The sequence below is a fragment of the Burkholderia sp. SRS-W-2-2016 genome (assembly GCF_001931485.1).
Classification (GTDB): domain Bacteria; phylum Pseudomonadota; class Gammaproteobacteria; order Burkholderiales; family Burkholderiaceae; genus Paraburkholderia.
This window is the reverse complement of record NZ_MSDV01000105.1, coordinates 1-25320: the sequence shown is the minus strand read 5'-3', so window position 1 is coordinate 25320 and position 25320 is coordinate 1. Positions and strand designations below refer to the sequence as shown.

29 protein-coding genes are annotated in these 25320 nt (G+C 60.8%); 4 read left to right on the top strand and 25 right to left on the bottom strand.

The features are described 5' to 3' along the window. Positions 1-712: 712 nt before the first annotated feature. From BTH42_RS34165 to BTH42_RS34070, 20 genes are all read right to left on the bottom strand, one after another. Positions 713-1984 (bottom strand): VWA-like domain-containing protein, encoded by a 1272-nt coding sequence (locus BTH42_RS34165; protein ID WP_075305573.1) that lies wholly within the window; start codon positions 1982-1984, stop codon positions 713-715. A gap of 7 nt (positions 1985-1991) precedes the next feature. Further along, on the bottom strand, positions 1992-2942 hold the full coding sequence (locus BTH42_RS34160) for a hypothetical protein (protein WP_075305572.1): 951 nt from the start codon (positions 2940-2942) through the stop codon (positions 1992-1994). A gap of 108 nt (positions 2943-3050) precedes the next feature. Next, positions 3051-4037 (bottom strand): ATP-binding protein, encoded by a 987-nt coding sequence (locus BTH42_RS34155; protein ID WP_075305571.1) that lies wholly within the window; start codon positions 4035-4037, stop codon positions 3051-3053. 225 nt (positions 4038-4262) lie between these two features. Then, on the bottom strand, positions 4263-4505 hold the full coding sequence (locus BTH42_RS34150; protein ID WP_075305570.1) for a DUF3717 domain-containing protein: 243 nt from the start codon (positions 4503-4505) through the stop codon (positions 4263-4265). A 246-nt stretch (positions 4506-4751) separates the two neighbouring features. Beyond that, complete coding sequence (locus BTH42_RS34145) at positions 4752-5210, bottom strand: hypothetical protein (RefSeq protein ID WP_075305569.1); 459 nt, start codon at positions 5208-5210, stop codon at positions 4752-4754. Positions 5211-5221: 11 nt separating this feature from the next. Further along, entirely contained in the window at positions 5222-6736 is a 1515-nt protein-coding gene (locus BTH42_RS34140) for a hypothetical protein (RefSeq protein ID WP_075305568.1), read from the bottom strand. A gap of 88 nt (positions 6737-6824) precedes the next feature. Continuing rightward, complete coding sequence (locus tag BTH42_RS34135; RefSeq protein WP_075305567.1) at positions 6825-7235, bottom strand: hypothetical protein; 411 nt, start codon at positions 7233-7235, stop codon at positions 6825-6827. A 347-nt stretch (positions 7236-7582) separates the two neighbouring features. Beyond that, the gene (locus BTH42_RS34130) at positions 7583-8050 is read right to left on the bottom strand and encodes a hypothetical protein (RefSeq protein WP_075305566.1); all 468 of its coding nucleotides are present in this window, start codon (positions 8048-8050) and stop codon (positions 7583-7585) included. A gap of 8 nt (positions 8051-8058) precedes the next feature. Then, positions 8059-8451, bottom strand: coding sequence for a hypothetical protein (locus BTH42_RS34125; protein ID WP_075305565.1), 393 nt, complete (start codon positions 8449-8451; stop codon positions 8059-8061). Between the two features lie 93 nt (positions 8452-8544). Beyond that, complete coding sequence (locus BTH42_RS34120) at positions 8545-9006, bottom strand: glycine zipper 2TM domain-containing protein (protein ID WP_075305564.1); 462 nt, start codon at positions 9004-9006, stop codon at positions 8545-8547. Between the two features lie 328 nt (positions 9007-9334). Further along, positions 9335-9817 (bottom strand): hypothetical protein, encoded by a 483-nt coding sequence (locus BTH42_RS34115; RefSeq protein WP_143752331.1) that lies wholly within the window; start codon positions 9815-9817, stop codon positions 9335-9337. A gap of 93 nt (positions 9818-9910) precedes the next feature. Next, positions 9911-10750 (bottom strand): PRTRC system ThiF family protein, encoded by an 840-nt coding sequence (locus BTH42_RS34110; RefSeq protein ID WP_075305562.1) that lies wholly within the window; start codon positions 10748-10750, stop codon positions 9911-9913. Further along, positions 10747-11388: a PRTRC system protein A gene (locus BTH42_RS34105; protein ID WP_075305561.1), complete on the bottom strand. Its 642-nt coding sequence runs from the start codon at positions 11386-11388 to the stop codon at positions 10747-10749. Before BTH42_RS34105 ends, BTH42_RS34110 begins: the two co-directional genes overlap by 4 nt. Positions 11389-11390: 2 nt before the next feature. After that, positions 11391-12119, bottom strand: coding sequence for a PRTRC system protein B (locus BTH42_RS34100; RefSeq protein WP_075305560.1), 729 nt, complete (start codon positions 12117-12119; stop codon positions 11391-11393). Further along, positions 12116-13276, bottom strand: a complete 1161-nt coding sequence (locus BTH42_RS34095) for a PRTRC system protein F (RefSeq protein WP_075305559.1) — start codon at positions 13274-13276, stop codon at positions 12116-12118. The genes BTH42_RS34100 and BTH42_RS34095 overlap by 4 nt, the downstream gene beginning before the upstream one ends. Positions 13277-13372: 96 nt before the next feature. After that, the gene (locus BTH42_RS34090) at positions 13373-13591 is read right to left on the bottom strand and encodes a PRTRC system protein C (RefSeq protein WP_075305558.1); all 219 of its coding nucleotides are present in this window, start codon (positions 13589-13591) and stop codon (positions 13373-13375) included. A gap of 8 nt (positions 13592-13599) precedes the next feature. Then, positions 13600-14073 (bottom strand): PRTRC system protein E, encoded by a 474-nt coding sequence (locus BTH42_RS34085; RefSeq protein ID WP_075305557.1) that lies wholly within the window; start codon positions 14071-14073, stop codon positions 13600-13602. Between the two features lie 86 nt (positions 14074-14159). Continuing rightward, complete coding sequence (locus tag BTH42_RS34080) at positions 14160-15836, bottom strand: PRTRC system ParB family protein (RefSeq protein WP_075305556.1); 1677 nt, start codon at positions 15834-15836, stop codon at positions 14160-14162. Positions 15837-16050: 214 nt separating this feature from the next. Further along, the gene (locus BTH42_RS34075; protein ID WP_075305555.1) at positions 16051-17082 is read right to left on the bottom strand and encodes an N-6 DNA methylase; all 1032 of its coding nucleotides are present in this window, start codon (positions 17080-17082) and stop codon (positions 16051-16053) included. Positions 17083-17151: 69 nt separating this feature from the next. Then, positions 17152-17379: a hypothetical protein gene (locus BTH42_RS34070; protein ID WP_075305554.1), complete on the bottom strand. Its 228-nt coding sequence runs from the start codon at positions 17377-17379 to the stop codon at positions 17152-17154. A 399-nt stretch (positions 17380-17778) separates the two neighbouring features. Between BTH42_RS34070 and BTH42_RS34065 the strand changes: the two genes are divergently transcribed. Then, positions 17779-18459: a DUF5131 family protein gene (locus tag BTH42_RS34065; RefSeq protein ID WP_083655049.1), complete on the top strand. Its 681-nt coding sequence runs from the start codon at positions 17779-17781 to the stop codon at positions 18457-18459. A 101-nt stretch (positions 18460-18560) separates the two neighbouring features. After that, positions 18561-19232: a Lar family restriction alleviation protein gene (locus tag BTH42_RS34060; protein ID WP_075305553.1), complete on the top strand. Its 672-nt coding sequence runs from the start codon at positions 18561-18563 to the stop codon at positions 19230-19232. Between the two features lie 124 nt (positions 19233-19356). On the opposite strand, the gene BTH42_RS34055 is transcribed toward BTH42_RS34060, so the two are convergent. Both BTH42_RS34055 and BTH42_RS34050 read right to left on the bottom strand, forming a co-directional pair. After that, on the bottom strand, positions 19357-20325 hold the full coding sequence (locus tag BTH42_RS34055; RefSeq protein ID WP_083655048.1) for a DMT family transporter: 969 nt from the start codon (positions 20323-20325) through the stop codon (positions 19357-19359). A 24-nt stretch (positions 20326-20349) separates the two neighbouring features. After that, entirely contained in the window at positions 20350-20961 is a 612-nt protein-coding gene (locus BTH42_RS34050; protein WP_075305552.1) for a LysE family translocator, read from the bottom strand. Between the two features lie 131 nt (positions 20962-21092). On the opposite strand from BTH42_RS34050, the gene gcvA reads away from it, so the two are divergent. Continuing rightward, a complete protein-coding gene (gene gcvA / locus BTH42_RS34045; RefSeq protein ID WP_075305551.1) occupies positions 21093-22001 on the top strand; it encodes a transcriptional regulator GcvA in 909 nt (302 codons plus the stop codon). Positions 22002-22417: 416 nt separating this feature from the next. Here gcvA and BTH42_RS34040 read toward each other — a convergent pair whose 3' ends face one another. Together BTH42_RS34040 and BTH42_RS35295 are read right to left on the bottom strand one after the other, a co-directional pair. Next, entirely contained in the window at positions 22418-23761 is a 1344-nt protein-coding gene (locus tag BTH42_RS34040) for a glucosaminidase domain-containing protein (protein ID WP_075305550.1), read from the bottom strand. 68 nt (positions 23762-23829) lie between these two features. Continuing rightward, positions 23830-24411 carry a hypothetical protein gene (locus tag BTH42_RS35295; protein WP_143752330.1) on the bottom strand — a complete coding sequence of 194 codons (582 nt, stop codon included), beginning with the start codon at positions 24409-24411 and terminating at the stop codon, positions 23830-23832. 343 nt (positions 24412-24754) lie between these two features. Between BTH42_RS35295 and BTH42_RS35290 the strand changes: the two genes are divergently transcribed. Further along, on the top strand, positions 24755-25066 hold the full coding sequence (locus BTH42_RS35290) for a hypothetical protein (protein WP_143752329.1): 312 nt from the start codon (positions 24755-24757) through the stop codon (positions 25064-25066). Here BTH42_RS35290 and BTH42_RS34035 read toward each other — a convergent pair. After that, positions 25054-25320, bottom strand: a 267-nt coding sequence (locus BTH42_RS34035) for an N-acetyltransferase (protein ID WP_143752328.1), incomplete at its 5' end; no start/stop codon positions are given. The genes BTH42_RS35290 and BTH42_RS34035 overlap by 13 nt on opposite strands.

Sequence of the window (25320 nt, the reverse complement as noted above, 5' to 3'; positions counted from 1 at the left end):
TTGGCCGCCCGCGTGATGTTCATTTCCTCGGCGACCGCGATGAAGTAGCGAAGTTGGCGAAATTCCATGCATGCCCCCTGAGGTCTGGTCGTTTTGTCGTGCGCGTGTTGCGGGTGTTTCGGTCCGGCTGTCCGCGAAGGCATCGAATGATAGCAATAGCGTGGCTAAGCGTCACAACGTCGACCGGCAAGCCCTGATCGTCGATTGGCGAACAGCCACCGCGATTGAATGGGATGTCGTGCCGCCGTTCCCCGATGTGCAGCAAAGTGGATCGCCTGCAACGCGAGCCAGCCCTGGACTGGTGCCGGACGTTTGGCAACCACGTGTATTATGCGAACCCGATGGACGCGTTGCGGCATCGAAGTTCTTCCCGGGGTGCATAGCCACCAGGGCGACAGGCAGCCGATGTACACCAATCGCTTGAACCTGATGGGTGTCTGGCGCGATCCGTCGCAGCCAAGAATCGAAGAAACGGGTGCGCTCGGCTATTGCATTCGGAGAGTGAAACCGAAATCGGCTGCTCGGGCAGTCGACCGTATTGTTTGCTCACTTGACGCGGGCGCGCTAATGGGTGTCGATGATTCACGTCTGCCCGTCGAGGGACCGCTCGTGGCGGCGGGAGCAGCCCGACCGCAGGGAGGGTCCACGGGCAAAAAAATAGCCCGGCACAATTGCCGGGCTGGGGTTCAGGACAAGGGGGCAGACATCCCCATCAGCAGATCACTTCCATCATCTCGCCAAATGGTGCCTTCTTCGCGCGCCTGAGCGGCACGGTCGAGGCCCACAGGACGGGATAGGACGGTTCATCGGTCGGAAACGCTCCATCCATGTCGGTGAGATAGACCAGAAACGAGGGTTGAATGCCTTCGTCGACCAGCCGTTTGAATGGATCGCCAAACGAGGTGCCTCCACCACCACGCACCGGTAGCAGCTCGACCGCGTCGCCGCGCTCGAAGATCTGCACCTGCTTCACGCGCGTATCGCAGTCCAGCACGATCAGCCGCCGCGGCCGCACCGTCTCATTCACAACGAGGATTTCGGCGTCGAACTGCGCCTGCGTCTCGTCAAACACTGAACCGCTGGAATCGCGCACGAACACCGCATCGCCGACCGCCGGTTCGTTGAGCGAGGGTAGATACAGTCCCATGTGCAGATACCGGCGATTGGGCATCGCGAAACTGTAGTCAGTCCGCGACGATTCCTGCGCAAAGCGTTGCAGGATCGCGCGCCAGTCAACGACAGGTTCCACCGCCACCTGGAGCATGCCTTCCAGAGAGCCGCCCATTCGGCCACGCATCTTTGCCGCTTTCGCAGCCTGCAGGACGGCAACCTTCCAGTCGGCTTCTTTCTGCGCCTTGTCGCCACCGCTGTATTGACGGACCTCGCCACAGGAGGGGGCTGCGTCGGGAGAGGTGCCGGACTCGGGTGTTGCGCACGGTGTGGTCGCGCCGTTCGCCGATTTTGGCGGGCTGTTGCCCCCGGGTGTGCTGCCTGGCTGTTGAGCCGACTGTGACGTCGACTGCTGGCCAGGCTGCCCATCCGGTGTGCCACCATCCTTCTTACCGTTGCCCTGCTGCTTTTCCTTCTGCCGCTTCTCCTGCGCGAGGATGCCGTAAATCTCCTCGGCCGACTTGCCCCTGAAGCGGGCATCGACGAGTACGCCCTTTGGTAGCAGCATGCCAGCGTCGAGCACGATCGGATTGATCGCATAGTCACACGCGTCGTTCCAGAGTTTCGGATCGCGATCGCCCTGGCGCCAGCAGTGGCCGTTGGCCACGTGCAGAACCTCATGCGCCAGCACGCCGCGTGTCTCCAGATCGTTCAGGCCGCCGAGGTACGCCGGGTTGTAGCCCAGCGATTCCCCGTCGGTCCAGAACGTCCTGCACGACGGATCTTCGACCACCTTCAGACGCAAAGCGAGTGCGCCGAAGAACGGCTGGTCGAGGACCAGCGCCGTGCGTTGCTTCGAGATGCGCGGGTCCATGGCCACCTCAGGCGACGAGTCGCAGAAGCGGCGTCGACTCCGGCTGGACAACCTGCTCCAGCGGCGCGAACGACGCGACCTGATTGGCCATCGGCTCCGGTGCCCCGCCCATGAACGCTGCCATCAGCCCCTCGATTTCCGTGGCCTTGGCCGCGACCTGCGAGCGCAGCACGCTCGACTCCTTCAGATCCGCACCCGTGTGAACGGCGAGATGCGTCTTCGCCTGTTCGAGGATATGGCTGAGCTTCGGATCGTTCGTGAAGTTCAGCTTCGGCAGCAGCTCGCACAGTTCGCGCACCTGGTTGGTGACGCCCAGGCGAACATCGGTGGCACCGTACAGCTTGTCGGCCAGCTTCGAGACGGCCTCGTACAGACGCCCGACCAGATCGTTGTTCGCCGTTGAGATCGAGGCGAGCACGTGCTGGTCGATTTCCGAACGAAGATCCGTCAGCACGTCGGCCGGCAGATCGACGCCAAACTGGCTCGCGTCCGGAAACGGCAGCACCGCGAGCTTGACGCCGAACTTCTCGGACATGCGGGCCAGCGTGGGATAGTCCGACTCGTTGAACAGCCCGTTCAGTTCCACCCGTGCCTGTTCCTTCAGATCTAGGTAGTCGGTCAGGAAGACGGAAACGGCGAGATCGAACTCATCCTTCATCCGGCGCATCTGGTCGGCGAAGTCCATGTAGATCGTCGTCGGCAGCAGGCGCACGCCCAGCTGTTCGTACTTCAGCGAATGGTCGTAGTGATAGCGGCGAATGCGATTGCCGATCGAAACCACCTCCTTGTAGCTCGGCGCATGCTCGGGCAGCAGACGCTTGTTGAAGCGCCCGATGTCCTTCGCCTGGTGGTTCTTCTCGACTTCTTCGGTCGCTTTCACATCGAAGCAGCGCGCCTGCCAGGCAGATACCGTGACGGCCGACAGCATGACGCGGGATTTCAGTTCAGTGATGTTCATGGAAAACTCCAGAAAATATAGGGATTGGATAGAGCAGAAAGAAAAAGGCCACGGCGCGCGAGGCGGGCCGTGGCAAAGCGAACAACGGATGAAGCAACAGGAGGCGGCTTACTCGCCGCGGATGATTTTTCCGATCTCGCCACCCTGCGCGCGGATGAACGCATGGGTGCCCGCCAGTTCTGGCTTGCGACGCACAGCGTCGCGCGCGAGGAGCGCACCGAATTCACGGTGGCCGACGTCAATCAGCCGCTGGTTGTAGGTCAGCACCCGCTCGAAGTTGCCTTCGGTCGAGTGAGCCGCCAGCGCCGAACTGACCGCATACAGTGCGGCCGGGGTATCAGGGATGGGCGCCGTGTCCGGCGACATGATGATGGCGTCGGGCGACGGCAGTTCGCGGTAAATGGCAAGAAAGCTCATCAGTTCGCTCGCCGCCGCCTCGCCCACCGAACCGACGTAGGAGACGAGCTCGAGCGACTTCGGCACGACCGGCATCGTCTTCGCGACGAATCCCCATGTGCGGGGGCTCGCTGCGTTTTCGATGTCCCGTGAGGTCTTCTTCACCGAGAGCAGATCTGGCCGGAACCGCAGAAACGCGATCAGCTCGGCAGGAACGCCGCTTCGCACCGCCCACGCCGTCCAGTCAGCGATATTCGGCACCAGCTCCACGATCGTCGCGAAGCGTGAGAGGACGGGATCCAGAATCCCCGACACGCCGGCGTTGTCGTTGCGCCGGTTGGTGGCCGCAACGAACGTGACGCAGTCGGGCAGCGCGTGTTCGCCAATGCGCCGTGCCAGCAGCAGTTGCATCTTTGCCGCCTGCACTGCCGGCGATGCCTGGCCCAGATCGTCAAGGAACCAGAGCAGCGGCGTTGTCGCTCTCAATGCGCGTTCGAGATCCCCAAACGGCAGGAAGCGGGCGACGCGCCCGTCAGGGAATGGCAGACCCTTAGAATCCGTCGGGTCTTCAACGACGGGATGGCTGATGAGCAGGTCGTGGCCAGTGGTTCGCGCCACCTGTTCGACGATATCGCTCTTGCCGATACCGGGTGCACCACTGATCAGCACGGGAAGGCGCGCTGGTACGTACGCATTCATCAGTTCGATGAGTTGCGACGGTGAGACCTGGTTGGCGCGCGTGATAACGCTGGGCGGCCGACCGGCAGCTGTAGCAACTTTCTGGGATGCGCTCATGGGGATACCTGAAAAGGAAGAGCCCCACGAAACGACGCCCCATGGGACGTGGTCCCTGAGGGGCGAGTTGGATGTGCCGCGGATGCGGCGCTTCGATGCGTCCTGGAGACGCGGGAAAACGGTTGTACCTTACGCCTGCGCGCCAGCCAGAGCGGCCAGTTGAGCTTCGGTAAGGGTTTCGCGTGGCACGACGCTCGCGCGGGTGAAGATCATGTCGCCGTACAGAGTGGCGAGACAGCGTGCTTCAGCGCACAGCACCATCACCTCCTCGTCGGAGATGGCCGGATTGCGGTTGCGCCAGACGTTGATCGCCGTTTCAATCTGGGCGATTGAAACGTCCCGGGTTCCGGGAACAGCGTTCGGATGATTCATGGGGTGTCCTCGAAGGAAGTGCCCCTGAACAGCGCCCCAAGGGACGTGATCCCCAAGGGCAGAATTGTTGCCGGATCTCCGGCGGGTCGATGCGTCGTGGACGCGGGTAACAGAGCTCAGTATGAGCGGCCGCTGCACGACGGTTTGCCTGAATGATGAGCAGATTGACCCCGCTTAGACTTCTCGCGTCAGACCAGCACGCAAAAAAAAGCCGGCGCATGCGCCGGCTGTGGGTTAAAAAAGCTGTCAGAGCAGCGCCGTCTGCGCCGCCCGTGCTGCATCGATTCTGGCCACCATCGCTGCTTCCTGCTCGCGGTACCGCCAGGACTTCTCTTCGCCCACGCCGTTGTGCTGCTCGATCACGTAGGCGAAACAGACAGGCCTGGCCGGACCGCGCCACGCCTTCCAGGCCTCCATGATCCGCGCGTGCATGTCGGGCGTGCATGCGAAGTACTCGCGACGCAGGCGACGCCATTGCTGGGCATAGAGGTCGCGCATGCGATGCTCGCTCTGATACAGCAGCCGCTCGCGCCGTTGCCGCTCTTCATCAACCGAAAGCGCCTGGGGCGTTTCAATCTGATCGCTGAAGAGCGGGTAGGCACGCTCGATCTTTTGGCGAGCCCGATCCTGACGGCTCAGATGCAAGGCCTGCATCCGCGAAGTCCAGCGAAGACCTTCGACCTTGGGAGTACGATCGAATCGCATGGCCTTTTCCCTCAGGCTGCAAGCCGTTCAAGCATCGCGCGGGCGTAGTCCAGCGTGCCGTCCTTTGCACGAAGTGTGCGCGCCTCGCCCAGATCCGGATTGACGAGCGCGTACTGTTTGCTCGCACCCATGGGCCAATCCCGGATTTCCCGGAAGCCAGAAGCGATCGCGTCTTCGACATGACTGGCACCATCAATAACGACCCCGTCGGGACGTTGGTACTGTGCCCGCTGGGCGGCTTCCTTCGCAAACTGGGCGTCCTCCGCCTTGCGTGCTGCCGCCTTGCGTTCAGCGTCCGCAGCTTCCCAGGTTGCCTGAGCCGCTGCGTCCATACCGCACAAGGCGAAAATCGCGCGACGGCGATCCTTCGCATTCATTCCGCGCAGCCGGACGCCGTAGTGCTCTTCCACCGCGCGCTTGCTACTGCGGTTGCGGGTGTCAGGGCTGTCGAGCACCTGCAGCAGTAGCGACAGGTCACGCTGTTCCAGAGCAACTGCAACCCTGTTTGCCCATTCGAAGGTCTCGCGACCGTGCAACAGCAACGCCATGCCGGATTCGAGCTTGTGCCGCCGCGCAGTCATGCGCCCCTGCGCGCGCTCCATGTCGGCATGATCGACCGCCCGGTCGCGACGCGCGTCTGCGAGAATCTGGCGCAGACATGCTGCGAAAGCGTTCACCGGTGTTCCCAGTTCCGCGGGCTCGTTGAACATGGATGGCAGGACGTCCACGCTCAGGATGCCCGCCGCGAACAGCGCGTCGTCGATCTCGATAAAGTCCGGCGCATTGGATATGCCGGCGACAGCGACCACCAGAGAGTCGACCGTTTCTGCCGTGACCGGCTGTTTCGCCGCACGCATCACGGACACCAGCTGCTGCAGTTTTGCTGCCGGTAGCCGCCCGCGTAGCGTCGGAACCTCCAGCAACGTCGACGCCCATTCGAGGCCGTAACGGAATGCCCTTTCCATTGCCCGGTATTCCGAGAGCACTGCTTCGGCAATGGGCTCGTTGCGCAGCAACGCGTAGGCGACGTGCACCTCATGTCGGCCGTTCGTGCTGCCTCTTGGGACACAAGGACCGCCGCTGGTAAATCCGAAGCGTTCGTTCGCCAGGTCATTAAAGAGCGACGACAGATTGAAGAACTGGCCCGCTTCGCGCCCGGCCGCCCTTTGCGCGTCGATCTGGTTGGTCGACAGGAACCGGGTTGGCGTACGCGCAAGATCGAAAAGCGCGAACAACAGTTCCCAGTGCGATGCACGGATCCGCCAGGGCTTCGGATCAGGGCCATAGGTCGACAGCCATAGCGAACGGACTTCATCGAACATTGCCGCGACGATTTCTGCGACCGTGCCGTCGCGACGGATGCCGAGTGTGCCGTTGTAGCGCGTCACGCGTACTGCGGCCGCACCGCCATCCAGGTTGATCAAAGTGGTCTCAGTTGCCTGGACCGCCTCGTTGGCGAACAGCGCGAACACCCCGGAGAGCGTCGGGGTGGTGAAGACCTGGCCGGGAATCGAGAGTTGGTACATGTTGGCTCCGCAAAAAATGGAACGGGGCCAACACCCCATTAGGGGAGATGGCCCCGTCCGGGATTGCAAAAAAATCAAGAAAATCGAATCAGTCGAGGTCGAGCATCCGCGAGACAACGGCGGCGATCGCCCATGCTTGTGTGCGCGAAAGCGTCTTCATGCGCAGGACCGGCTGGCTCTTCCAGTGCCCAGCTTCACCTACGGGGACGAACTGAACAAAATCAATCTGGATGATCCAGCCTTCCCAGTTGCCGCGCGCGATCGACAGGGCCAGCCGTCGGCGGACCGTCCAGCCATCCGGCCAATCACGTGAACCGGACAGCCCGTAGCACTCTTCATTCGGATCGTTCATGAAGTTGGCAGCAACAATCCATTCCGGCTCAAGTTCAGACCGGCGAAGAATGCGTTCGATGTGATTGACAACCTGGTTGACGGTTTTTCCAGCAGGATCAAACGGCGTGCTGGCATGCACGACCGGCGGATCGAGAAGTTCGGACATGGGATTCGGAAAATAAAAAAGGCCACACCCGAAGGTGCAGCCTTTAAATGGTTGGAGGACCGGCGACGTCGCCGGTCCACTTCAACAATCAGCGCGGGATGCGGGGATGCCGACGCTCCCGATCGTGCTTACGACCGAGATGGGTCATGTAAGCGCCGTAGCCCAGAATGGGCGCCGTGAGAAGCAGGACGAACAAACCAAAGCCCATGGTCAGTCTCCGTTTATGGAATTCGTGAAATGGCGGCGCCGGCGAGCACGGTCTGCCTTACGACCGTTGCGATCCATGACCAGGCCAAGTACAGCAAGGGCCACAGCCACACCCAGCGCAAAGAAACTGAAGCCGATGCTCACTCTCCGTTCATGGAATTCATGCCTTGAAGAAAGGTTACCACAACGATGAGAACCAGCACCGCCTCGTTGAGACGCTCGCTGGTGGTCCACGTCGTGGCTGAGTGGAAGATGCCAACCGCGCCGACAACCGAGACGACAGTCAGCGAATGGCAAAACCGCCCAAACTGCTGCCGCTGGTCTTTCGTCCATCCAAACAGGCAACGCGCCAGTCCCCGGTTCTGGATGTCGCCATGCAACGCTTCGACGTCCACGAAATAGCTGCCGTCCAGACGTTGGTCGGCGTTCACCGCTGCCCCGTCTATGCATACGGTGAGCTTCGGCGGGGCTTCAGTCTCGCCAAGCCGCTGAAGGAGAGCCCGCAGACGCTCGGAAAGGTGGACATGGCCCAGATCGCGAACGAACGTCGCCCGATCCGTGATAACTATGCCAGATGGAAACTCGATTGAGATTTCGACGATTTCCATTGCTGCTCCTACCGGCATTCGCCATCGAGGCCGCCTGCAAGCCGCAGACCGCCAAGCAGCGCGTCGTATCCCTCGCGGGAAGACAGTTGCTCGAGTGACACCGCGTTGTCGCCGCCGCCCGACAGATCGGAGCGGCCGCGACGCGTGCGGAACGAAACGGCGACCTTTTGTCGGGTCGGGGAGTCTGTAACCTCCAGCATGAGGGCCGGGGTTCGCAGGGTGAGGCGGCAACCGCGATTGCGGCCAGCCGGTTCGGTGACAATCTCGTGCTCGCCGGAGCGCAAACGCAGGTCGCGGGCGATACGACGCAGCATCTGCGTCGCGTGGTGTGCAGCGGCGGCGTCTGCCGCCACGCCCGAACTGCGGCGGTCGGCATGGAACACCTTTGGAACCTTAAGCATTTAAACCTCAGAAAAAGAAAAAAGCGAGGTGCCCTTTCGGGAACACCTCGCGATAAAGGAATGCGCCGGCGTTGCCGGCATCTGAATGGCGGGTCAGTGGGTGACGCGAAGACCCGAATTGGTGGAAACGAGAAGCACGTGCTCGCCCGGGACAAAACGCTGGTCATCGGGTTGAGCGACGACAACCCTGGTGCCCGAACTTTTGTGCACGATGATCTCGAGCCCTGAACGCTGCGACATGGCCTGTGCAACCTTCTGGGCGACAAAGCCCGATGCAGCACCAGACAAGGCGCCCGCGATGTAGCGTCCTGTGCCGTTGCCGATGGTCTGGCTACCGAGGAAGGCACCCACACCTGCGCTGATCAGCGATGTGAGCCCGGAGTTGTCCGAACCTGCTTCAATGGAGATTGAGCGGGTGCGGACTACGGTGCCCTCTTCAACCGTGCCGGCGTGCTGGACGTCGTAACGCTGATACGTATTCGGTGACCCGAAATCGGTACTCGCGCAGGCGCCGAGCAGCGAGCAGACAATGATGCTGACGATGATTTTCAACATGGAACAGCTCCTGAAAAAAAGGAGCCGGGTCCCAGCTGGGATTGGCTCCCAACGGGGTTGAAGACAGGCGGACGCCCGTCGTGGATGACCGGCATTCGTCGGTCCAAGGTGTACGCACTCCGGCGAGCCAGAGTGTTCTTTCGATGCGCAAAAGCGCGGGTGATACGGCCAGTCTAGGCCAGTCCGACGCGCGGCTCGCCTGGAAACATCGAGAAAACCGCCCCGCTTTCAACGCGAGGGCGGGCTTGCCCGATCGGCCGCGCAAAAAAAACGGCGCCGTCCTTTTCGGGAGCGGCGCCTGTTTGGCAGTAGTCAGACCCGACGCTAATTACCGTGCGGGCATATCAGAGAACAACACGAGCGAATGCACGCACGACACGATGAAGTAAATCAGGAGCAGGAAGGGCGCGCCGAATTTGAGACCTTCAACGCCAAAGCCCGCGCAGGCTCCTGAAAGCGCGACGGCAAGCAGGACGATTTTGGGGAGCGCGTGCCCCGTCAGAAGAGCGCGCAAGCCTCGCGCTACCCATTCCCAGCTCGAATCAGGTTTGCGTTCGGCGAGTGTCCTGGCGACGAGCAGGAGGAAGATGCCGCCGAGGATAACGACCAGCATCCAGCCGAGATTCGGCGCCGACATCTCATACGAGACCAGGCGCTCATTCGCCTTATCGGCCAGCCAGCTGCCCATCGGAAGCAGGTACCGCCCCGCGAACACGACAACGAACGGCCAGAGCGCGTGCACACGCTTGCTCCAGAACAGCATTGCGACGCTCTGGAACGACTTCAGTAAAATCATTGCATCATTTTTCATCAAAAACCCCGTAGGAAGTGGATTGTGGCGCTCCCGGAGGAACGCCTTGTATAGCGTAGGAACCAGTGCATCAGCCCGAAGGCGTCAACACGTCTAATCTATTGAACCGGGTTTAGCCTTGCGGGCCTTACGCGATTTCCTTTCAGGCCGCGTGGGTGCCTCGTATCCGAAGCGGGCCCAGGCAGCCGGGTCAATCGGTATCGGGTTCGTGCGGCCTGTTGCCAGGTTCACAAACACGCCCGAGTATTTCAGCGAGCCGGTACGGAACAGCGTCCACAGAAGATTGAACGCCTGTACCGCGATCGCTGAATTGATGACAAGCGACTGCTTGCGCAGCGCATCAGCCATCGAGCACGACGGCGTATCGTCGTCGGCGTCTTTCGAAGGGTCGATCAGCTCGGGAAAGAGGTCGCCAACATGCGGCAAACGGTCCGGACTGACCTTTCTCTTCGACTCGGGCATGGTCTGTCCAAGCAACACCTGCCCGCGGTCCGTGTCATTGCCGCAGTCGAGGTAATACGCATGCGACTTCCCGACGGTGTCGAGAATCGCCTTGCGTGCAGCACGCGTATCGACGCAACCAATCACGAGGTCGACATTGAACAATGCCGTGCGACCATTCAGGCGTTGCGTGACCGCACGCCAGTTGGTACCCATCAACATGTTCAGCCGGTTCACGATCAGCGAGGCCTTGTAGCTGCCCACATCGTTCGGATAGAACCCCTGCCGTCCAACGTTGGTCGGGCTGACCGTGTCGTCGTCGTACACCGTGCACTCGATCCCTCCGGGGTGTCCGAGTTCGATCATGGCGTGATGCAACCGCGCAAGGGCTGGCAGAACAGCACTGCCAGTCCCGCCCGCGCCAATGACGATCACTCTCCAGGGGCGCTGCGCCATGTGCGCCGCAATTTCGTGGCGGATCGCGTCCGTCATACGGCCTCCGCTACGCGTACAGCCCGATACCACGACGCCGGCGCCCGCTCCGTCTCCTCAAAGATCCCTTTTGCGCACAGACGCACGGCGATGCTCGGATTCGAACGGTCACAGTTGCCGATGACAAGCGCAAACTTCACGTCATGCCGGTCATCGTCGTTGTCGGTCGACGAAAAGTACGCGGGATGGCTGCCATGCGAATGGCAGTCCATCACCAGCACCTCGTCGCCGACGAGAGCCGGGGGCTGATACTTCAGCGAACCGCCGGTATGGGTGACGATGCCCACCGGCGCAAGCCGGAAGGCCTGGGTCGACGGACTCCACACAATCCACGCTCCGGTTTCCATCGGATGCGCCTTGCGGGCCATCCCGGCAAACGCACCTACCAGATGGGCCGGAATTGTTTCGCACAGCAGCCGCGTCGCCGGCGTAACCCGTCCATACGGTATGGCCGTGGGGACAGTGAACTCCGCAATCTGCCGCACCAGCGAAAGCCAGGGACGCCGGAGCTCGAGGAACACGCCGTTCTCAGCGACCAGCAACCGCTCACCCGCCGTCTGCATCTCTGCGACGGCTTCGTTACGCGGGACCATGACGGTCGGAAACGACCGTTGCAACGTCATATCAAGAATGTTCATTTTCAGCCTTTGGGGCCCTGCGCTATCAGGTCGCCGAGCGTCCGCTTCATGGGCACGAGACATTGCAGAGGGAACTGCTCGCCGTACTCGCCCGCCAGCATCTCCTTCCAGAATGCAAATTCGCCTCCTGGGTGATTGACGCGTTTGCCACCCGCGTTGGGGTGGGTGAACGCGGATTCGAAGAAGCCGCATTCCCAGCCGTTGATCGACGCGATGTCGATGCGATCGGGAACACGTGCGGAGCCGATGCAGATGGAACCGTGGTCCCATGTGTTGAAATACGGCGGTTCAAACAAGGCGATGTCAGGTGTCGGCCGTGCGGCGCCGTCAACTGCATACACATAGAACCCGCTATTGCGCGCCTGAAAGATCAGGCCCGGATGCGGCACCACTGCGGTCACCGAGCCAAGCTCGGGGCAGTCGAAAAACACCCGCCGCATTGTCGGCCGGCACCACCAGGTCACAGCGGTCCGGTCGATCGCGAGGACACTCTCCGGCAGAAACTCGGCCTTCGCCGCACAGCGTTCGGCAAGTGAATCGAGCGCCGTGAACAGCGCCTGCCGGTCCACCGGCCGCCCGGCACCAATCACAGGACGCTTGCCCTTGATAGTGACGGGATGGGCTGTCGCGTAGACCGGACTATCCGTGCTCGCAACACCCGAATACAACAGGATTGCACCGGTCACCGACAGCGGGACCGAATGCCCAGTCGACAGATAAACTTCTTTCATTGGTTTGTCCCCTGCGGATCGCGCGTGATGAGTGAAACCACGCGGTCAACGTGTCGAAGAATGGAAAAGCCGAACGACAGGTCCGCGTACTGCTTGCGGAGGTCGTCAGGGGTGGTGGCCAGCGCGATGAAACCGTGGAAGCACGATCCATCGCCGCCGTTGCTGAAGTACTCGTAATGGGTATCCAGTACATCGCCGACATACGGGCCGTCGCACGCCGCGATGGACGTGGCGGCATAGATCGCCTCCGGCCTGAACGCCCAGTCAAACAGAGACCGGCGACCGGCCTTCGTCAGCAGAACCGCCAGATGCTCCAGTTCCGCGCAGAGCTCGCGTATCCAGCCACGCTCGGTGTAGCCAAGACGCCGTAGCGCCTCGATGCCCAATGCGGGAAACGAACGCCACCGCCCCGCCCGCAGGTCGTACCGACCAATCTTCATGCTGTCCGGACAAAGCTCGTCGTGAACAACGGACGGGAGGTACTGCTCGTACTCCTTTGGGTCGTCACCAAAGCGGTCTTGCAGCAGCTCGATCGCCTCCTCGTCGGTACACGACGGATCGCCATCCCAATGCCATTGCGAATACATGCCGAGGAAGTCGTCGGGCGTTCGCATCAGCAGCGTGCGAAACGAAGCCCTGTTGATCAGGATCAGCGCCGTGGCGAGCAGCCGCGGATGCGCCCTGTTCAACGGTGCCGCGCGATCCTCAATCATGTAGATGTAGTCGTCGACGGTTTCGATGCCCAGATACAGCGGCGAGCTCACTTCGAACTCCCCGGAGTTCTCCTGGTACATGATCTGGTCCTGAACAGACACGACATCGAGCAGCACCGGCCTGAGAGTCAGCCGCTTCAGCGTGCCGCACCGTCGCCTGATCCAGCTGAACAACGCCTGCGCCATCGCATGTCCGGCGCCTGCGTAATCGTTGACATCGGACGCCCGGAGCACGCCGGACTCGAAGTGGGACGCGACGAGCCGTGCCACTTCCGGATCCTGTGGCCACTTCATGGACGGACGTGCAACTACAGCGCACGACACATCCGGAAGCGTCAGAAAATCATGGGCAGGTCTACGGCGGGCAACGGCACGCCGCTGCGGTTGCCAGCTGACGCCGTCGAGAGCGACGTGCGCATCAGCCGGCCGAGGATCGAAGAACATTGTTCGATCTCCTTGTCATGAAAAAAAACCGCCCTTTCGGGCGGTTCATTGGACGATGGCATTGCCTCATCAGCGATGCATTGCATGAGCGCGCGCTTACGCATCGCTACCCTTCGCACCGGCTGCACGCATGAACGTGTAGCGGGCGGTTTCCCCGTTGTAGACCGGCCCCTCAATGGCGGCTGTGGTCAGTTCCGGATACTGGGCGGAATACAGATCGCGCACCTCTTCGGGAGAGAAGGTCGGACCGGGATCGACGAAGTTCACGCCGTTGTAGACGAACTCGCGAACCAGACGGGCGATGGAAATGGACATGGCGTACCTCAGCCGAGCAGGGAAAGAAGATCGGTACCGGAGGACTTCCCGGCATCCACAGGTGTTGCAGATGCCGGCGCGGCCGACGCAGACGCTGACTGTTCGTCATCATCGTTGCCGGTTTCATCGCCCTCGCTGCTGGCGTTCGACTGACCGGCTTTCGCCGGTGCGGTCTTACTGCCCTTTGCGAGAGACTTCTGCGCTTTGGTCGCCTGATTCTTCTCCGCTTCCTGCAGGATCGCCGTCGTTGCAGCAACCTGTTCGGTCAGCGACGCATGAGCCGTCGAGTACGAACCGATTGCCGCACCGAAGCCCTCATCGAGCTCGGCCGCCGTACCGGTGAGGACCAGCGGCTGCCGCAGCGCGGCGTCCTTGCCCTCGCCTTGCGGCACAACCACTACCGCCATGCGGTCGTTGTCCATCTTCAGCGTAAGTTGCAGCTTGCCGCTGGCTCGCACCAGCGCTTCAAGTTGTTGGAACATTGAAAACCTCGAAAGAAAGGGAGACGCCGCGCGATGGCGGCGCATACATAGGGAGGGGGACGGGACGCAGAAAGCGCCCCGCGATATCAGAACTTCAGCACCTTCGGCAGCTTGCCCTCGTAGTCGAAACCTTCGACCTTGAGCAGCGCCTCGATGAGTTCCGGCTTCGATTTCGCGAAGACCTTCTTGAAGGTCTCGCCCAGCGCGGCGCGAATGCCGATTTCGTCGGCCAGCACCAGCATTTCGGATTTCGTGATCAGCTCCAGAAACTCCTTGTCGAGCTTCCAGTGCTTTTTGAGCTCCAGCTTGTGCGCCTTACACAGTTGCGTCAGATGCGTCACATCCAGACCTTCGATCGCGGCGAACAGCATTGCAATCATCAGATCTGCCTGTGAGCCTTCCTTCGCTGCCTGTACAGCATCGATCGCCTTCGGCAGGTTGGACACCGGCGCCTCGCTGCCGACAATCCGCTCGAAGAACTTGCGGAACGCAGCGTCGTCGACCTGACGTGCGTGACCGCTGAGCACGACTGCAATCAGATACTGGCGGGCCAGTTCGTGATTCATGCCGATATCAGCGCGCAAGGCCTTGCGCCACAGCTTCACGCGATAGGCCTTCACCTTCTCGGACTCGGTAATGACCGTAACCGAGGGGTTCGTGGACGCCGGAGCACTGGCGGACGTGCTGCCCGCACTCGCGCTTCTGGCTGCCGGTGCGGACTTTGCACTGTCAGGCGTTGCCGGCTGCGATGCAGCCTTTTCCGCCTGGATGCGAGCCGCCACCTTCTTCATGTTGCAGACGGTGTCAAAGCACTGGCCGCGGTAGACCTTGCCTACAGAATCCGGCAGGCCGCTCACGGCCGCGCCGTAGTTCGAACAGGCGTGACAGGCTTTCGCCTGTTCCAGCCCGACGCCCTTCGCTCCATCGACAGCCAGTTGCACGCGCGTGTTGTTGTCGCCAGCCCGTACGATCCGCACGGTCTGAAATTCGTCGCGCAGCCCCGCGGCCGTCGCCTCCAGCTGCTTCTCCGTTTTGTCGTTGAAGCAGCTGCGGTTGGTACAGTTTCCGGTGCCGATCGCCTCGCCGAACATCTGCGCCTGCGTCGACGAGTTGTGCGGGCAGCCCGCGCAATCAGCCTTGTCGAAGATGGCCGCGGCAAGCGCACAGGACGCCTGCTCGACCAGCTTCTTCACGTCGGCGACCGAGCGCTTTTCCGAGACAACGACTGGCAGGACCTTGTCTTGATTCTCTTTCGAGAGTGCCGCCAGCAGTTCAGCGTGAGCGATGTTGATTTTGCGCTCGCTCAGCGCGTCGAGCACCGCCTTCGAACAGTTCAGCAGCGCAAGGCGGCTGTCGAGCGTCGAGCGCGACCAGCCAAGGATCTTGGCAGTCACGTCGCGATCGCCGCCGTGCAGCCCGAGCAGCTCGGCGGCATCGACGGCTTCTTCGGCAGGCGAGAGGTCGTCGCGCTGGATGTTTTCGGTGAGCGCAATCCGGCGCGCTTCGACTTCATCGACGTCCTTTACAACGATGGGCATCGGGAAGTCTTCACCGTGAGCGTCCATGGCGCCGCGATAGCGGCGGCCACCCGCGATCACCTCGAAGTCGAAGTCGTCCTCGACAACGGGGCGAACGATGATCGGCGTGTCCACGCCGTGCGCGCGGATCGACTCGGTCAGTTCCGCCATCGCCTTCGGATCGAAGTACGTACGCGGGTTACGACCGAGCTTGATGCGCTTCAGGGGTGCAGTAAGTTGTTGCATTGCAGGTTCTCCAGGAAGGGGAACCTGCTCCCTATCGGGAGTGGTTCCCGATGGGGTCAAAGATGGATGCCGGACGAGCCGGCTGGGTCGATGCGTCAGAGACGCGGTAGGTTCAGCAAAGATACCGTCACGATCCGCCGGCGTTTCAGCGGAAAGCTTCACAATTCCATATCGCTAAGAAAAAAGGCCCACCGTTCCAGGGTGGGCCTTCGTTTCAAAAGAGCGTCAACTGGTCAATCGTATCGAACACAGAGCGCTCGCGTGTGCTGCTCGCAAGCGACTGTTCGAACAGTTCCGCCAGAGACGCCGCTTCACGAACAGGAGAAAAGTCTACGGCTTTGCCGTTTGCCCGTTTCAGCACAGCGACATCCGGGTCATCCATCTGGGTCGCGACCGCATCCTCACCCGCATCTTGCCGGGCGGCTACTGCGAGCTCTTCGACTGGCTCGTCGCGCTCGGGCGCAACAGCATCGCGAAGCAGTTCTGCCTCGACCCTCCGTCGCAGCCTGAAGGTCCAGCCGCCCAGCACATGCGCAGGCGTGTGCCACGTGCCCCATACCTGCATCGACAGCGCGTTGCCATGTACCACGGTTGCGGGAATGTGCAGCAACGACAGTTGCACATAGGCCATGTGAACGCAACACGGATCAATATCGATACAGGTGGCGTACATCGCCCGCTGATAGTTGTGGCCTGCAGCGTGCAACGATTCCGCCGCAGCGATCACCATGCCGCCAGCGCCACATGCGGGCTCCTGAAGCCGGATAAAGCCGCGCCGTTGAACTTCGGCACCGCAATCGCCCATCAGCATCATCGACATCATCCGGGACACGCTATAAGGCGTGAAGAACTGACCGGCCCGATCGTTTCCGATCCCCAGCATCATATAGGTCTCGCCGAGAACGTCCGTCAGGCCGGCGCCAACCAATTGAGCGCCTGCCGTTGGCTTGCCGATCATCGCCACACGCAGCTCGAACGACTCAACGAGAAGGCCAAGCATTTGCGGGAATTTCGCAACCTCCTCCTTTTTGTATTTGCCGACGATATCGAGGTAACGCTTCTCGCGAGCATCGAACTGCGCGCGGTCCACACTGTTGCTGATCGCCAGCGCACTCAACTCGACGAAGTCGGAAAACACCGTATGAAGATGATGTCCATGGGAAAACGACTGGATCAGCTTCACCAGCTCTTTCTGGCACGAATCCGCTGTCAGATCGTGCTTACGTTGTGCGGAGTTTCTGCTCATGCCCAAGGTCCGAAAAATAGACGAGGCATGCCCCGAGGGGCGTGCCCCACGGGGTTAAAGAATTGGACGTCAGTCCTGGATGCCGTAGTGGATCCGTACCCGACGACGACGCTCGGCGAATACACGTCCGCCAGTCACCGAACCGGGTGCTGCAACCACCAGAAGGCGCAGGGCAGCCGCGCGGTAATGGGGCGAATACCGCTTCTTCGACTTCACGATCCGCAGCAGGCGATCGTGTGTCTCGTATGAGAGGCAATGCATCTGCATGCCGATGCGAAGCGGTCGATTGATGTTCATGTTGCTCCCGGTCGTCTCGATTGACGGGAACACCCCCGCAACGGGTGTGAACCCGTCGGGGTGAATGAAAAGCGCTCACTTGCTGTGGGCGTTAGGTCGATGCGTCAGCGACGCGGTAGGTCAGTCGATCGTATCGCCAACGGAACGGCCCTACGGCCGCAATGCCGGAGAAATCGGTGCGGCTTTCCGGGAAAACCCCCACGTCCATCGCGGCAAGATATCCACCGTTGCGCTGGATAAGCCTGTGGATATCCGGGCGCGTGCGCCAGCTGGCAAGGTAGGCAGGCCCGTGTTCAATCCGCAGGCACGCGGCCGATAACTTTGCCGCCGTCAGCCGGCTAACGGCCTTACTCCGGAAAGATCGACTAAACCATATAGCTTTCGCCGAAAAGTGACCTGATGGAAAGCTCGCGCAGGTGGAACGCGCGCCACGCTGATTTCTTCGCACAGCACGGTCGCCGCCAGCGCGTGTTTTGCGCGTCGCTCGCCGACGTGTTCGACAACGAGGTCGATCCCCTATGGCGTCGCGATCTGTTCGAGCTGATCGAGTGCACGCCGAACCTGAACTGGCTGTTGCTCACGAAGCGCATCGGCAACGTGTCCGACACGGTCGCTCGCGCGCGATCGCGCGATTGGCTCGCTGGCCGCGACAACGTCTGGCTCGGCGCAACGACCGTCAATCAGGCTGAGGCCGACCGCGACATCCCCAAGCTGCTTGCGGTGCCTGCGCATGTCCGCTTCCTCTCGATGGAGCCTCTTCTGGGCCCCGTGAGCTTCGAAAGCATGTTCGCGAGCAGTGACTGGTGCGACCACACCACCGCCCTCGAGGCGCTGGACTGGGTGATTGCCGGTGGCGAAAGCGGACGTGGCGCCCGGCCGATGCATCCCGATTGGGCACGTTCGCTGCGCGATCAGTGCGCTGCCGCGAAGGTCCCGTTCTTCTTCAAGCAATGGGGCGAATGGGTGCCTGGCCCTAACCCTTCCAGACAGCCGCTGAACCGCGTCGGCAAGAAAGCTGCCGGTCGGCAGCTGGACGGCAGCTTTCATCACGATTTCCCAAACGCTATTCGTCACACGTAAAGCGGCACCTTACCGGTTGTGAATCGGCTTTTCGCTCGTCCAATGTCCAACGATAATGCGGGCACGCATCTCCCAATAAATGCACGGCGACGACTCGGACAATGTACGAACAGCTCTATCCCTGCGACCACTGCGGCGGCCGCGGCACCCTTGGATTTTCCCAACGGCTTGTCGCGGAAGCCAATGCCTCACCCTTCGACTTCGGCAAATATGGCCGCCACGCCGGGCCGCCCGTCATCGGTGACGTCATGCCCCGCCCCGCATTTGCTCCCCAAACTGAAAAGCTGGTCTGCATCCATTGCGCAGACTGCGGCATGTCGACGCCGTGGCTGCCGGTCGGCAAGGACGAGAAATCCGCAATGACCCGGTGTGCTCACATCTGGAACCGCCGCCTGAGTCGCCCGAAAATCACCGAGGGCGACCTGCGTGACCTGATTGAGAAAGAGCTCGGAGCCTGTGATTCACAGATGGTCATCGACATGCTCGCGCGCAACGACGAAGACTGGGAAACGCGCGGCCCCCTTTTCGCGATGCTCGCCCAGAGGCTCGTCGATGCCACCGTGTCAACGATCGACAGCTGGCCGATCGATCCAGTCCTGAAGGACGCCGCTCGCTATCGCAAGCTCGTGCAACTGGCGAAGTGGGTGGATATCGATGGGGAGCGCTACGCACAGTTTCCGAAGATCCCGTCGCCCAGCGAGCATGACCAGTGTCTGTTTGAGGATCGGATCGCGTTGGCTGTCGACGCAATGCCTGATCGCGACCGTTGGTAGACCAATCCAACTGCCGAACAGCGGCACGGTCAACCAACTGTGTTGGCGGCCTTCCGGGACAACCGGTTGCGGAGGGGCGGCCGCCGCCAAGAGCGGCCTTTCGGATTGCGGCTGCAAACGTCCGCTATCCCCTGCTTACCGGCGCTCCCGCTTGCTCACTGCCAGAGCGACGAGGTGCCATGGTTAAAGCCAGACCCGCCAGCACCAACGCAACGCCCACGACGAACGATGCCCCTAACTGATCCCCGAACATCGCCGATGCGGCGACGACACCGACCACAGGTTGCAAATACTGAACGCTCGCAGCAACGCGAGCGGGAACGATCCTTAGCAGGTTCAGCCACATAAAGAGTCCCGCAACCGTTACAACGACGCCAAGATAGATGGCAGCGAATAACGCTTGCGCCGTGATATGGAACGACGTAACGCTCCAGAGCTCACGGACGGTCCAAGGTATTAGCGCGAAGAAGCCGGATAGCGTGCTCCATGCGGCTACGGTGGCGGTACCGTAGGCGGCGGTGAGCTCGACGCTCCACACGTAGTAGAACGCAATCGCGAGCGCCGATAGCAGAACCCATGCGGCTCCGCCGACTGTCGTTTGAGCGTTCGCCGTCGCGCCCTCGTGGCCGAGCGCTACAAGTGCGATTCCCGCGAAGGCCGCAAACAAGCCGAGCTGCTGGAGTTTGGACACCGGCTGTCGCAGCCGGAGCGCCGCAAAAAAAACGATGAAGATGGGAATTGTCGCGGAGATGATCGTACCGACCGACGCGGACGTTCCGGCCACACCGAAGGTCTGAGAGACCTGCCCGACGCCTACGCCGAGCACGCCGAGCCCTGCGACGCGAGGCAACGCACGCCACGGCATCGAATGCCGGCCTGCAATCACAAAGACCAGCAGCAACGGCACCGCGATGCCGAAGCGCATCGCCGTGAGCGTGAGCGGTGGCACTGTCTGAAGTCCCAGCTTCGTTACTGGGATCGACAAACCCCACATGACGGCAAGCAACAGCAGCGCGCCCAGATTGCGAAGGGTGAGCAGCGAGCGGGTTGTGCCGTCGGTGGTCATTTCAGCGACGATGGATTGACTCGACATAGACGGTTTCGCAGGCATTCGGGTTCAGACGTGCAGAGGCAACAGGCTGCCAATCGCGACAAAGATGCCGCCGCAGACCCGATTGAATCGTTGTCCGGCCCGTGAAAGCCACGGGCGAATCCGGTTGGCCGCGCAGGCGACTGCATATTCCGCAAGAAACTCAGTTGCGACGTAAGTAACGGCGATCGCGACAAATTGAGTTGCGAGATGTCGTTGGGGATCGATGAACTGGGGCAGCAGCGCGCTGAAGAAGAGCAGCCCCTTCGGATTCGTAGCGGAAGACAGAAGCCCAAGCCGGAACAGCGCCCAACCTCGGGCGCTCGTTGGCACGTCGCTCATCTCGAGCGTAATCGGCGGGGACCGCCATACTCGCACCCCGAGATAGATCAGGTAGACACCCCCGATCAATTTGAGCGCCATCAGCCAGAGCATCGATGCGCGGACGAGCGCACCGATACCAAACATGCACAGTGCTATGACGCCAACAAAGCCCAGCAGCGCACCCGTGATGGTGAAGAGGGTCTTCCGGCTCCCGTACATGGCCCCGTGTGTCATCGCGAGAAGGCCGTTCGGCCCCGGGGCGAGCGACATTCCGATCGACGTCGCGAGAAAAATGAGCCAGCTATGGAGTGCCATCCGTACCTCGTTAAATAGTTCGCAAACCCGCCACGGACGCAGCAGGCGAAGTGATGTTGCGGCAGTGGCAAACCGCTGACAAACCATTTGTCGTCATATAATGCGTGAGTAAAAATCACACGTAGCGACTTATGTTTGATCGGCTTCCTCCGTTGCAGACCTTGCGAGCGTTTGAAGCAACAGCAAGGCTGATGAGCATGACACTTGCGGCTGAAGAGCTTCACGTCACGCATGGGGCGGTCAGCCGACATGTGAAGACGCTGGAAACGCACCTGGGCGTACCGCTGTTTCGGCGGCTGACGAGGCGGATCGTGCTGACCGATGAGGGTGCGGAATTTCATGCCGCCGTAGCTCGACTGCTAGGAGAACTGACACGGGAGGCCGAACGTCTGCGCGCAAATGAGTCTGGGTCGCGGATGACGATCAGCACCAGCGTGTCGTTCGCGAGCAAGTGGCTAGCACCACGCCTGCATAGCCTGAAGACCTTGCACCCTGAACTCGACATTCACCTCGATGTGACCGATCTGAACGTCGATCTGGAAGACGGGCTGGTCGATGCAGCGGTGCGCTACGGCGCGGGTCGTTACGCCGGGGCGCAAAGCGAGCGGATTCTCGAAGAATTCGTTACGCCAGTGTGCAGTACCCGTTATCGTGACGAGATGGGTGGCCTGCCGGATCCAGCCAGCCTCACGCGTTGCACGCTGCTGCACGAAGCGCGAATGCTTGCCAACTGGGATCAATGGTTTGCATTCGCAGGAGTGGATAGGCGCCGCACGGTTCGGGGATCGGCCTACAGTCACGGCAGCATGGCGATTGAAGCAGCCATACGCGGTGAAGGCGTCGCGTTGGGTCGAAGTGTGCTGGTGCGCGACGACATCATGGCGGGGCGCCTGGTCGCGCCGTTCCCGCAGCTTCAGCTCAAGGCTGAACGGGGATATGACCTCGTGTATCGCGTCGGCAGTCGGGACGATCGGAAGGTGAAGGTGCTACGCGACTGGCTGACTTCGGAGGTGCAACGCTTTTTAGCTAAGCCGGGCTGAGACCATGCCGGTCCGTCAACGGCCGCTTTTCGGCGCGATGCCGCCCCGATGGACGAGTGTTCTGGATGTCCCTTGTGGGTCGGGTTATGCCCTTTGCATAATACGCGGTCGAGGCGATCGTCGCGCTCGGTCGTCGGGCTCTGGTCGGCCACGAAGCGACGTTCAACCGAGCCGTTCCGTGGCTCTTGGATGACCGCTGTTGTTCCGGGAAGCGACATCCTTGCTCCGCCAGCGTTGTGCCTACTATCACTTCAAATCGCGAGCAATGGCGCGGGCCCTATGAGCCTCCGGCGGCCGGACTGGATGAGCCGTCTCTGCCACGCCGTCACGGTTCTTGGGGGCCTCGACAGGGGAAGAATACAGATACGACGGTGCATGGAGCGAGACACTTTCGTTGGAGTTTCGACTAGTTGCTGTCAGTGAAACGTGTTTGCCTTTCGTAGCGCCTGCGCTTTTGCTGATATCAGCACATTGCGATCCGAACCCCATGCGTTTTGGTAAAGCTTGCGAATGACTCCCGCCCACCGGGGGTCTGCATCGTTGTCTGTGCCGACCGGCTCTTTACCCCCTGCGCTCGTATATTCCGCCCGCGTCGTTGAGGCGATCCGGGCGAATTTTTTTGCCTGCACTATCGGGCCATTGTTATCTGGCTCCGGACAACTGGAGCTGACAGCTGACGGAGCGTCCTTGATAGTCTTCGTGGTAATAGTCACGCCGTCCCTGAACAGAAAGCACTTCGTTGCACTGCCGGTTCCTCCACCAGAAGATGCGGGCTCAGGAATAAAGCCTGCCACCGGAAATACCCCAGAAGATGCGGCCCAAATGGTTCGAGACACAACACGAGCACATTCTTTTATGTCGGCGGCTCGAGCGTCTTCACAGGCTGTGATTGTCCAAGTGGCAAGTTGGTCAGCGGTCGCATTGAGCATGTACGTCTGGACCTTAACGCCGCTATCAACATAAACGCAGCGCCGCACAGGGAAGCCTTCCCAGCGAGGATAATTGTTCGCGGGCGCCTCGCACTGTCGAGTAATAAGTCGGGACGAAAAGAACGCCCGTGTTGCTTCGAGCACACCAGCATTCGAGCGTTCTGCCGCATCATGGATTTCACCAGTTGGAGCAAGCATATTGCCCACGGAAAGGCTGTAGAGAGTGTGCTCGGAAGAAATTGTGTCCGACGGCGCGAGCGGATTGTTCATGATCCGCGTCACGTCTGTCACATATTTCTGCGGGTTCCAATTATAGGGCGCAGCGATCCCCGCAAGCCAAGTGCGAACGCTCTCTTTGACATCGGTCCCGGCAGATCGTGCCCGTCTGTACTTCTCGCCGTCTTGCCTGTAAGCAGGTAATGTCGCGAGCTTGCCCGCGACAAAATCGACTGCGTCAGCTATGTTATCAAAGACGATGTAGTGGTTATTCCTGTCTTCGGGCGGTTGACATGTGAGCGTATAGCTCTTCCGGCCGCCGGCAGATGCGGCCGAGTAGTACTTCCAACCAAATAGGTTGCGAGCATAAAGGGCCGTCCGAGTCCATCCGTATCCGGACTCCACGATCGCCATCGCCGCGATCGCTGCCGCCGGGACGCCGTGTTTGCGTTCAGCATCAATTGCAAGCGCCGACACCGTATCAACGAACTGAATTTTTTCTGCAGATGTCGGATGCCCCGGTCGAGGATCGTAACAACCCCAGTTATCTGCAAGCGCGTCGGCGGACGCAAAAACCAACACAAACAAAATCAGGCACGATGCTAAATTGTTCATGATTTGCCCCTTTCAGACCATCGTCGCTCGGGCATGCGCTGCACGCATCTCGTCAAGTACTCGCCGTGTCATTTTGCTTCTGCCTCTGAGGCCGGCATTGCACCGTCCGCGGATTTGCCAGGTTTCCATGGCGCGGAAATAACCGGACCCGGAGTAGTGTCGTACGAGAGAGTTCGTGGATTCTCGAGTTCTTTTTCGATTAACTTTGCGGCTGTCTCACGTGTTGCCCTCAGTTCTGCGAGGTATGCGCTGTCATCTTTATGCTTTGCATTTAAATACCAATTGCAAAGCGCGAAGGCATTGTCTCGAAAGAATTGAACTCCTTGCGACCTTTGGAAGAGCTGCTTGATTGCCACGGCCATCGTGTATTGTGCATCGGCACTGATCGGTTTTCCGCCGACTGGGGCAGAAAGTGTGGCGGCTAGCGCTGCTGCTGACTGCCCCGCTGCGTCGGGGGGGGCCTCAATGCAAAGTGGGGCGTCAGTCTGAATCTGAACATAAACCACGCGGTAATCGGCAGATGTGGCCAATGCGCCAATGGACTCACTCCCAGTGGCGCCCAATTTTCGCTCCATTATGGGAGGACGTGGAGTGAAGTAGTAACCGCAACCAGAAAGGGAAAATATAAGGAAAAGCAATGCGATACGCATAGCGCCCTCCCTCGCCAGCGATAGCGAGTGTGAACTTGTTGAAGATGTGGAATTCTTCGTCGGCCAGCAACCGCAATGCTAGGGGAATGCAATGTGTGTGTTGCTATTTTGTTAGGTGAAGTGTGGCCTAGCTAACACGTCGAAACGCCGAAGGTGAGGCTGCTAACGGACCGTGCGGACGATGAAGTCTCATCTTCAGCCTCGCGAAGCCACAATCGACTGTGGCGAGAACGCCCATTCGTCGACGCCGCATTGCGAACGGCCACGAAAGGATTGTAAAGCCGGCCTGTGGCCACCGAGCACTGATGGTCGGTGCAGGCCTATATCCTTAATCCCGTACGGAATGACGGTTTCGCTCCGGTATCCGCCCGTGGGCCGTCAATGGCTCGACGGGCAGCAATGGGTCGTTTTATGCCTTTTGCATCGAATGCCCGACGAGGCGATCGCCGCGCTCGACCGTGGGGCGCTGGCTGGCCACAAGCGGTCAGTCAACGATGCCGCCTGGATCGTTGACTATCGTTGCCCCGGAAGCCGCTCGAAACGTCGCACCTACCTATTCGCGCTCCACAACGATCTGTTCGAAGGTCGCCCCGTGGGCCGCAATCGTCGACCACCGCAGCCGGTTGATCGCGGCCTCACGAATCAACAACGATAGATCAGATGTAAATCGGTCGATTCGCCGACCTTGAAATCGCAGGTGCCGACGAGGCTAAAACCTGCCTTTTCGTAGAAGGCAATGGCCTTCGTGTTACCGGACCATACACCGAGCCATACCGCGCCGGGGCGTTCCACTGCCAGATAGGAAAGTGCCGAGTTAAACAACTTTCGTCCGACACCCGTTCCTTGTGCACCGCGCCGAATGTAGATTTGATATATTTCCGCCGCCCCCTCTGGAACATCGGAGTGCGG